Source organism: Laceyella putida, from assembly GCF_042665195.1.
Lineage (GTDB): Bacteria > Bacillota > Bacilli > Thermoactinomycetales > Thermoactinomycetaceae > Laceyella > Laceyella putida.
In genome coordinates this window covers 1-7,615 of sequence record NZ_JBHTBW010000051.1, presented here as the reverse complement: position 1 = coordinate 7,615, position 7,615 = coordinate 1, and the positions used below count along the sequence as shown (strand labels likewise).

The following is a 7,615-nucleotide window of genomic DNA, read 5'->3' as shown; positions in this document are numbered from 1 at the left end:
CTCTTACGAGCTAAATGAACGAACACTTTCTCAGGTCACGGTTTACTCACTCTTTAGTTTTCAGGGAATATGCGAATGGAAAGGATCCCAATCGATCGATTGGGATCCTTTTTTTGTGTGCCTTTAGAGGAGTGCGTTCACAACCTCGGCCACTTCATTGATCGGTTGTGGGACAAGTGTGCCAAGAGTGGGATACAAGTCCCCCGACGAATAGGTGATGGTATGAAAACGTGTGATTTATAACAAGATAGGAATAGGTGAACATGCTTGTACTTGGAGAGAAAAACAAGAAAAATCGCCAATCAGATGGATGATGGCGGGCCATTAATATTCTGAAAATAAAATAATGTTTTCCTATCTTTTTATAAGGGAATATAAAAATTTTAGATTGGAGGGATTAAGGCTTGTTGAATCAAATCGAAGTGAAAAACTTAACCAAAATCTATGGGAGGTCGAGCAAAAAAGCGCTGAAGATGTTGCAACAAGGCAAGGACAAACATGAAATTTTCAAAGAGACGGGAGCGACCGTTGGTGTAAACCAAGCCAGTTTTGTCATTAATAGTGGAGAAATCTTTGTCATTATGGGGTTGTCTGGTAGTGGAAAATCGACGTTGTTGCGCATGCTCAACCGTCTGATCGAACCTACCGCTGGACATGTCTTGCTTGACGGTGAGGACTTGATCGAAATGCCAGCGGAAAAACTGCGGGAAATCCGTCGCAAACGCATAAGCATGGTGTTTCAAAAGTTTGCCTTGTTTCCGCACCGAACCGTAATCGAAAATGTGGAGTTCGGATTGGAAATTCAAGGAATGGACGGGAAAGAGCGCAGGGAGAAGGCGTTGGAAAGTCTGAAACTGGTCGGTTTGGAAAACTGGTCCGAAAGTTTTCCCGATCAGTTGAGTGGCGGCATGCAACAACGGGTCGGACTAGCGCGTGCCCTGGCGAATGACCCGGATATTTTGTTGATGGATGAAGCTTTCAGTGCGCTTGATCCGCTCATTCGCAAGGATATGCAGGATGAGCTGTTGGAGCTCCAACGCAGCATGAACAAAACCATTATCTTTATTACCCACGACTTGGACGAAGCGTTGCGCATTGGCGATCGCATCGTGTTGATGCGGGATGGGGAGATCGCACAAGTCGGCACACCTGAGGATATCTTGACGAATCCAGCAGACGAGTATGTGGAGCGGTTTGTTGAAGATGTGAACCTCGGCAAAATCTTGATGGCGGAAAACATCATGCAGAAGCCGGAGACGGTGGTGCTGGGCAAGGATGGTCCACGTGTTGCGTTGACCAGGATCCGTGACAAACGAATCCCCACCCTGCTCGTGATTGACCGCAATCGCAAGGTCAAAGGGTTATTGACGGCGGACAAAGTCAAGCAAGCGGTGAATCAAAATCTTAAGATTGAAGACGTCATGATGGAAGAGATTGTGGAAGTGCGTAAAGATACGCCATTGCAAGAAGTATTGGCTTCCATGGTGCAAATGGATTTCTCATACCCCGCTGTTGTGGTGGATGAGCAGAAACGCCTGCAAGGGATTGTTGGGCGTGGCGCGTTGTTGTCGGCTTTGGCAGGGCAAGGAGGTGATACAGTATGAGCGGGTTACCTCGAATCCCTCTAGCCGAATGGGTGGATGCCCTGATTAAATGGTTGCAAGTTCATTTTGCTCCTGTCTTTGCCGTGATTCAGGGGGCGATCGAACCGACAACCGACTTCTTTCAACGACTATTGACTATCTTGCCTCCTTTGGGAACGATCTTGTTCATATCCGTCATTGTTTGGTTGCTGAGTCGCTGGCGGATTGCGTTGTTTGCCTTGATTGGGCTATGGTTCATTCATTATCTCGGTTTGTGGGAATCCAGTGTGGAAACGATCGCTTTGGTGCTGACGTCCACCCTGTTGTCCATTGTGGTCGGGATTCCCCTCGGATTATGGATTGGACGCAGTGAGCGGGCAAAAAATATCATTTCGCCATTATTGGACTTTATGCAGACGATGCCGGCATTCATCTATTTGATTCCCGCTGTGTTTTTCTTCGCGCTGGGGTCGGTCCCCGCTGTGATTGCGTCGGTGATCTTTGCGATGCCGCCGACGATTCGGATGACGGGATTGGGACTCCGACAAGTATCAAATGAATTGAAGGAAGCGGCGGACGCGTTTGGTTCCACTCCGTGGCAAAAACTGGTGAAAGTGGAATTGCCGCTCGCCAAATCGACGATTTTAGCCGGGATCAACCAGACGATTATGTTGTCTTTATCCATGGTTGTCATCAGTTCAATGATTGGCGCAGGGGGCCTTGGTGAAATTGTGTTGCAGTCCATTTCCCGATTGCAAGTCGGCAAAGGGTTTGAAGCGGGATTGGCGATTGTGATCATCGCAATCATTCTTGACCGGATGACACAGAACTTGGGAAATCCTCGAACGCAGGCGAATCCAGCGTCCACATGGGGCACTGCGCGCAGATTGTTATCGATTGTGGCGATCATCGGTTTATTGGGGCTGGTGGTGGCTTCGTACACCAAAGCCGGTGCCGCCAAAGAAAAAGTAACCTTGACCTATGTAAGCTGGGACACGGAAATCGCCAGTACGCACGTGGTGAAAAAAGTGCTGGAAAACCAAGGATATGAAGTGGATTTGAAGGAAACAGAAGCGGGTCCGATGTGGTCCGGCGTCGTATCAGGTGATGCGGATGCGCACGTGGCGGCATGGTTACCCGTTACCGGAAAAGTCTTTGTGCAAAAATACAAGGGCCAATATGACGATTTGGGTGTAAACTTAAAAGGGGCCCGCTTGGGTTTGGTTGTTCCCGATTATGTACCGATCGAGTCCATTGAAGAACTGAATGCGCACAAAGCCGAATTTGACGGGAAAATCATCGGAATCGACCCGGGCGCCGGCATTATGCAAAACACAGAAAAAGGGATAAAGCAATATGGCTTAAATTATCAATTGGTCAGCGGATCAGACGCGACGATGACGGCTGCGCTTGCCAAAGCGATCGGGCAAAAGAAGCCGATTGTGGTCGTTGGTTGGCAACCGCACTGGATCTTTGCCAAGTATGACTTGAAGATCCTCAAGGACCCCAAAAAGGTTTATGGTGCGGAAGAACAGATTCACACCATCGCCCGCAAAGGATTGAAGGAAGATATGCCGGAAGTGTACGGTATCTTGGACCGTTTCCAATGGACCAAAGAAGATATGGAGTCCGTGATGCTGGATATCCGCAAAGGCATGTCGCCTGACGAAGCGGCGGCGAAGTGGGTCAAAGAACATCCGGAACAAGTGAAAGCATGGACAAAAAAATAAATCTGTTCATGACCCTAGGCCGAATCCATGGCCTAGGGTTTTTTATTTGTTAGGGTAAGATGAGTGAGCTGGAGTTGATGTTGCGTTAAGGGCGGTTGCGGCGAGAGCGGGCGGAACAAGGTCAGGCTCAAGCGAATTGATTGGGCGCTACATGATTTGCGCGGATTCCCCATTGAGGGTTTGCTCTTCAGCCAGCATTCTCTTTTCATAAGCCTTGAAGAATGGCCAATAAATGACACCGGCCAACAAGATATTAAAAATATTAAGAAAAACGGCGTTCCAACTGCCGCCCGTGGCGAGGTAAGCGCCAATCGGCCCAGGCAAGGTCCACGGCGCCAGGATGGAGATTTTCCCGATAAACCCAGTGGCGAAAGCGATATATGTCACGACGGTGCAGGCGACGGGGGCGAGGATGAAAGGGATAAACATCAAGGGATTCATCACCATGGGGACACCGAAGACAACCGGTTCGTTAATGTTGAAAATGCCCGGCACAATGGAAAAGCGCCCCACTTGTTTTAGGTAGGATGATTTGGAGAACATCATGAATATACACAGGGCCAACGTGGTACCTGAGCCGCCAATCCAGACAAACCATTGGAAGAAAGGTTCAACAATCAAGTTAGGAAGCGTTTCCCCGGATGCCGCCGCTGCTGCGTTTTGATCCAGCAACGCAAACCAGATGGGATGGAAAACCGAGCCCACCACGGCATCGCCATGAATCCCCGTCGTCCAGAGCAGCATGATAAACAAAACGGGAACCAATGCGCCCAAGAAGGTATTTCCGGCGAAAACCCCCAATGGCTTAAATATGCTTTGCAGGATGGCGTGAAGGTCGACATCGAGCAACACTCTCACCACCCACATGAAGAGGATGATGATGGTTGCTGGAATCAATGCTTCAAAGGATCGGGAAACGGAAGTGGGAACCGATTCCGGCATCTTGATGACAAGCTTTCTTTGTTTGAGAAAGCGCAATGTTTCCACCGCAATGAGCATGGCGATGATTGACATAAACAGACCCGCCCCTCCCATATGCTGTAACGGCAGGAGCCATCCCAATGCTTCATTCTCGGGGAGTTTTTCGTCCACATTCACGGGAATTGTCGCCATAATAAAGGTGGCCATGGTCAGCATGCCCCCGGCAATCCCATCCAGTTTGTACGATCTGGCTAAACTGTATCCCATGCCGAAGGACGCATATAGGGCCATCAAGCCCAACGTGAGGCGATAAGGCACAACAATCTGTTCTTTATGGGGTTCCACCCATTTGGCCAAGGAGTCGATGGGGGGATTGGCGATGATGAGAAAAAAGCATCCCACAATAATCAACGGCAGGACGGCGATGATTCCGTCACGAACCGCTCGTAAATGCCGAATCTCGGAGATGCGGGCCATGGGCGGCATCAACCGGGTCTCGATCCAAAACAAAAATTTTTGCATGAGTGCCTCCTTTTATCATTTTGATTATTCAGAAAGAAAACGCTTACATCTGCAATATATCGTATGGATGAGTTGGTTGTCTATACCAGATATTGTTATAATATTGGTATCGATTCAAAAAGTATATTGTTATCTAAAGATAAATATAGGTGCGATGAAAATGACAAGACATGACAATGGTTGCCTTGTGGATGGGTACGTCAACGCCATGGAGGGGATAACATGAAAGTGCTAATGGTTTGTTCTGGTGGCATGTCCAGTGCGATTGTGGTTAAGGCGATCAAGGACCTGGCGGATAAACAAGGCTATCCGTTGGAGATCAAAGCCGTCGGGACGCATGAGTTTGAAGATGAATTGGTTCATTATGACCTTGGCTTAGTCGCGCCACAAGTCAAGCACAGGTTGGGACATTTTGAGGAGATCGGCAAGCGGTCGGGGAAACCGGTGGTTTTGATTCCGCCACTCGGTTATACGCCGATTGGTGCGCCGAAAGTGCTGGAGCTGATCAAGCAATATGGGTAAAAAGACAGGGGTGGAGTGAATGAATCACGAACAGGAGATGTACGAAATCATTCTGCATGCGGGAAATGCCCGCGCTTTTGCATTTGAAGCGTTGGATGCGGCGGAAGCGTTTGATTTTGCCAAAGCGGAAGAGCTGATCAAACAGGCGGATAAAGCGTTGGCTGAAGCGCACAAAACCCAAACCAGGTTGATTCAGGCTGAGCTCAATGGGCAAGCGGGGGAGAAATCCTTGCTCATGATCCATGCGCAAGATCACCTGATGACGGCAATGAGTGAACAAAAGTTGATCGAGCGCATGATTCGTCTGGTCAAGAAGTTGAAAGAATCTTAGCCTACCGAATGAAAGGGAGCGTTCAAATGAAACGATTGGGGATATCGATCTATCCAGAGCATTCCTTCCTGGAACGGGATAAAGCTTATTTGCGTTTGGCGGGGAGGCATGGGTTTAAACGGGTGTTCACCTGCTTGCTCTCGGTGCATGGGGACCCTGGTCAACTCAAAGCGCGGTTTGCGGAACTGAATAGGTACGCCAAACAGTTGGGAATGGAAGTGGTCGTCGATGTCGCCCCGCGCGTTTTTCAAGCGCTTGGGATCTCGTACGAGGATTTGTCTTTCTTTCACGAGATCGGGGCCGATGGGGTGCGTTTGGATATCGGGTTTAGCGGGTTGGAAGAATCGGTGATGACCTTTAATCCATACGGCTTGAAGATCGAATTGAACATGAGCAACGCGACCAAGTACTTGGAGAATATTATGAGCTATCAGCCCAACAGCAGTCAGATTTGGGGTTGTCATAACTTTTACCCACACCGTTATACGGGATTGTCCTATGCCCACTTTATTGAATGCAGTCAAATGTTCAAGGAAAAAGGGATTCGCACCGCCGCTTTCGTCACCTCTCATAGCGCAACGTTCGGCCCATGGCCGGTAATGGAAGGGTTATGCACATTGGAGATGCACCGCCAACTGCCAATAACCGTCCAAGCAAAGCACCTCTTTGCGACAGGGTTGATCGATGATGTGATCATCGGCAATGCTTATGCCTCGGAAGAAGAGTTGCGCGCGTTAAGCCAAATCAATCCTGAGTTGTTGTCTTTTACGGTGGAGTTGGCAGAGGGGACGAGTGCGTTGGAACGGAAGGTCGTGTTGGAAGAGGTCCATCTGTACCGGGGGGATGTGTCGGATTATATGGTGCGGTCCACCCATACCCGCAACAAGTACAAAGAGATGCCCTTTCCGGCCCATCGCACGGTGCAGATCCAACGGGGCGATCTCCTCATTGACAATGAGTTGTACGGGCAATACAAAGGCGAATTGCAAATCGCCTTAAAACCGATGAAAAATTCGGGCAAGACGAATGTGGTGGGGCGAATAGTGCCTGATGAGGTGTTTTTGCTTGACTATTTGAAACCATGGGACAAATTCGCTTTTGTGGAGAAAGAGAATCAAGCCGAACGCAATCTGTGATGGGCGTGAACACCCAGGTGGATACGGTGTGAGCTGGCGTGAAGATAACCGAACAAGGGTGAGAGAATATGGCTTTAGCGGTTGGTTTAATGTCGGGAACTTGTCAGCGTCTGGTGGGAGCGCCGTTTGACCAAAATGGCGAAAGGGCGGCGCGCTGCCGCATCGTGGCGGAAATGTTGCAAGAATGCCTGCAACATCCCTTCATTCAGGCGGATCCGCCCAAGTCGACGGGACGGGAGATGTTTGGGACCGGATAAATCACGTCTCTGTTGCATCGATGGGGGCATTTGCATGTCGAAGATTTGTTGGCGTCCGTGACGATGTTTACCGCCCGGTCGATCGCCTTTCACATTGAGCGCCATCTTCTTTCCGGACAAAAGGTGGATGAAATCATTGTAGGCGGTGGTGGCAGCTATAATGTCACATTGCTTCGCTTTTTACGGGAGTGCTTACCGGAATGCCGGATCTTGACCCAAGAGGGATTGGGGTTTTCTTCCATAACCAAAGAAGCCATCGCCTTTGCGGTCTTGGCGAATGAAACGCTTCATGGGATGCCCGGCAACGTTCTGGGAGCGACAGGAGCCAAGCGCAGGGTGGTTTTGGGGAATGTCACACCCGTTCCTTTTTCTCTTGCTCGTCATCATACTTCCCCTCTTAAAAACAATTGAACGACGTTATTTTTCATAATAATAAATATACAATACTTTTTGTCATGGGCATAGTACAAGCTCGGTTGGCGCTTTTTTGTAGGGGATTATTTTTATTTAATTAAGACAGAAAAGCATTGACATGGTGCATATAAAAATGTTAAGATCATATTTGTCGCCGCAATCGAGCGGTGAGCTGAATAAAATGAAGTGTTCCTTGAAA

6 protein-coding genes and 1 pseudogene are annotated in these 7,615 nt (G+C 49.0%); 6 read left to right on the top strand and 1 reads right to left on the bottom strand.

What is annotated here, in order from left to right; genetic code table 11:
• Nucleotides 1-407: 407 nt before the first annotated feature.
• Together ACFQNG_RS15505 and ACFQNG_RS15500 are read left to right on the top strand one after the other, a co-directional pair.
• A complete protein-coding gene (locus tag ACFQNG_RS15505; protein ID WP_379866402.1) occupies nt 408-1,604 on the top strand; it encodes a quaternary amine ABC transporter ATP-binding protein in 1,197 nt (398 codons plus the stop codon).
• Nucleotides 1,601-3,313 (top strand): ABC transporter permease/substrate binding protein, encoded by a 1,713-nt coding sequence (locus ACFQNG_RS15500; RefSeq protein ID WP_379866401.1) that lies wholly within the window; start codon nt 1,601-1,603, stop codon nt 3,311-3,313. The genes ACFQNG_RS15505 and ACFQNG_RS15500 overlap by 4 nt, the downstream gene beginning before the upstream one ends.
• 147 nt (nt 3,314-3,460) lie before the next feature.
• Here ACFQNG_RS15500 and ACFQNG_RS15495 read toward each other — a convergent pair whose 3' ends face one another.
• Nucleotides 3,461-4,756 carry a PTS sugar transporter subunit IIC gene (locus ACFQNG_RS15495; RefSeq protein ID WP_379866400.1) on the bottom strand — a complete coding sequence of 432 codons (1,296 nt, stop codon included), beginning with the start codon at nt 4,754-4,756 and terminating at the stop codon, nt 3,461-3,463.
• Between the two features lie 222 nt (nt 4,757-4,978).
• Here ACFQNG_RS15495 and ACFQNG_RS15490 point away from each other — a divergent pair, with 222 nt between their 5' ends.
• From ACFQNG_RS15490 to ACFQNG_RS15475, 4 genes and pseudogenes are all read left to right on the top strand, one after another.
• Nucleotides 4,979-5,278 carry a PTS sugar transporter subunit IIB gene (locus ACFQNG_RS15490; protein ID WP_379866398.1) on the top strand — a complete coding sequence of 100 codons (300 nt, stop codon included), beginning with the start codon at nt 4,979-4,981 and terminating at the stop codon, nt 5,276-5,278.
• A 19-nt stretch (nt 5,279-5,297) separates the two neighbouring features.
• Nucleotides 5,298-5,609: a PTS lactose/cellobiose transporter subunit IIA gene (locus ACFQNG_RS15485; protein ID WP_379866397.1), complete on the top strand. Its 312-nt coding sequence runs from the start codon at nt 5,298-5,300 to the stop codon at nt 5,607-5,609.
• A 26-nt stretch (nt 5,610-5,635) separates the two neighbouring features.
• On the top strand, nt 5,636-6,745 hold the full coding sequence (locus ACFQNG_RS15480; RefSeq protein WP_379866396.1) for a DUF871 domain-containing protein: 1,110 nt from the start codon (nt 5,636-5,638) through the stop codon (nt 6,743-6,745).
• 68 nt (nt 6,746-6,813) lie between these two features.
• Nucleotides 6,814-7,413, top strand: a pseudogene (locus ACFQNG_RS15475) (anhydro-N-acetylmuramic acid kinase).
• Nucleotides 7,414-7,615 lie beyond the last annotated feature (202 nt).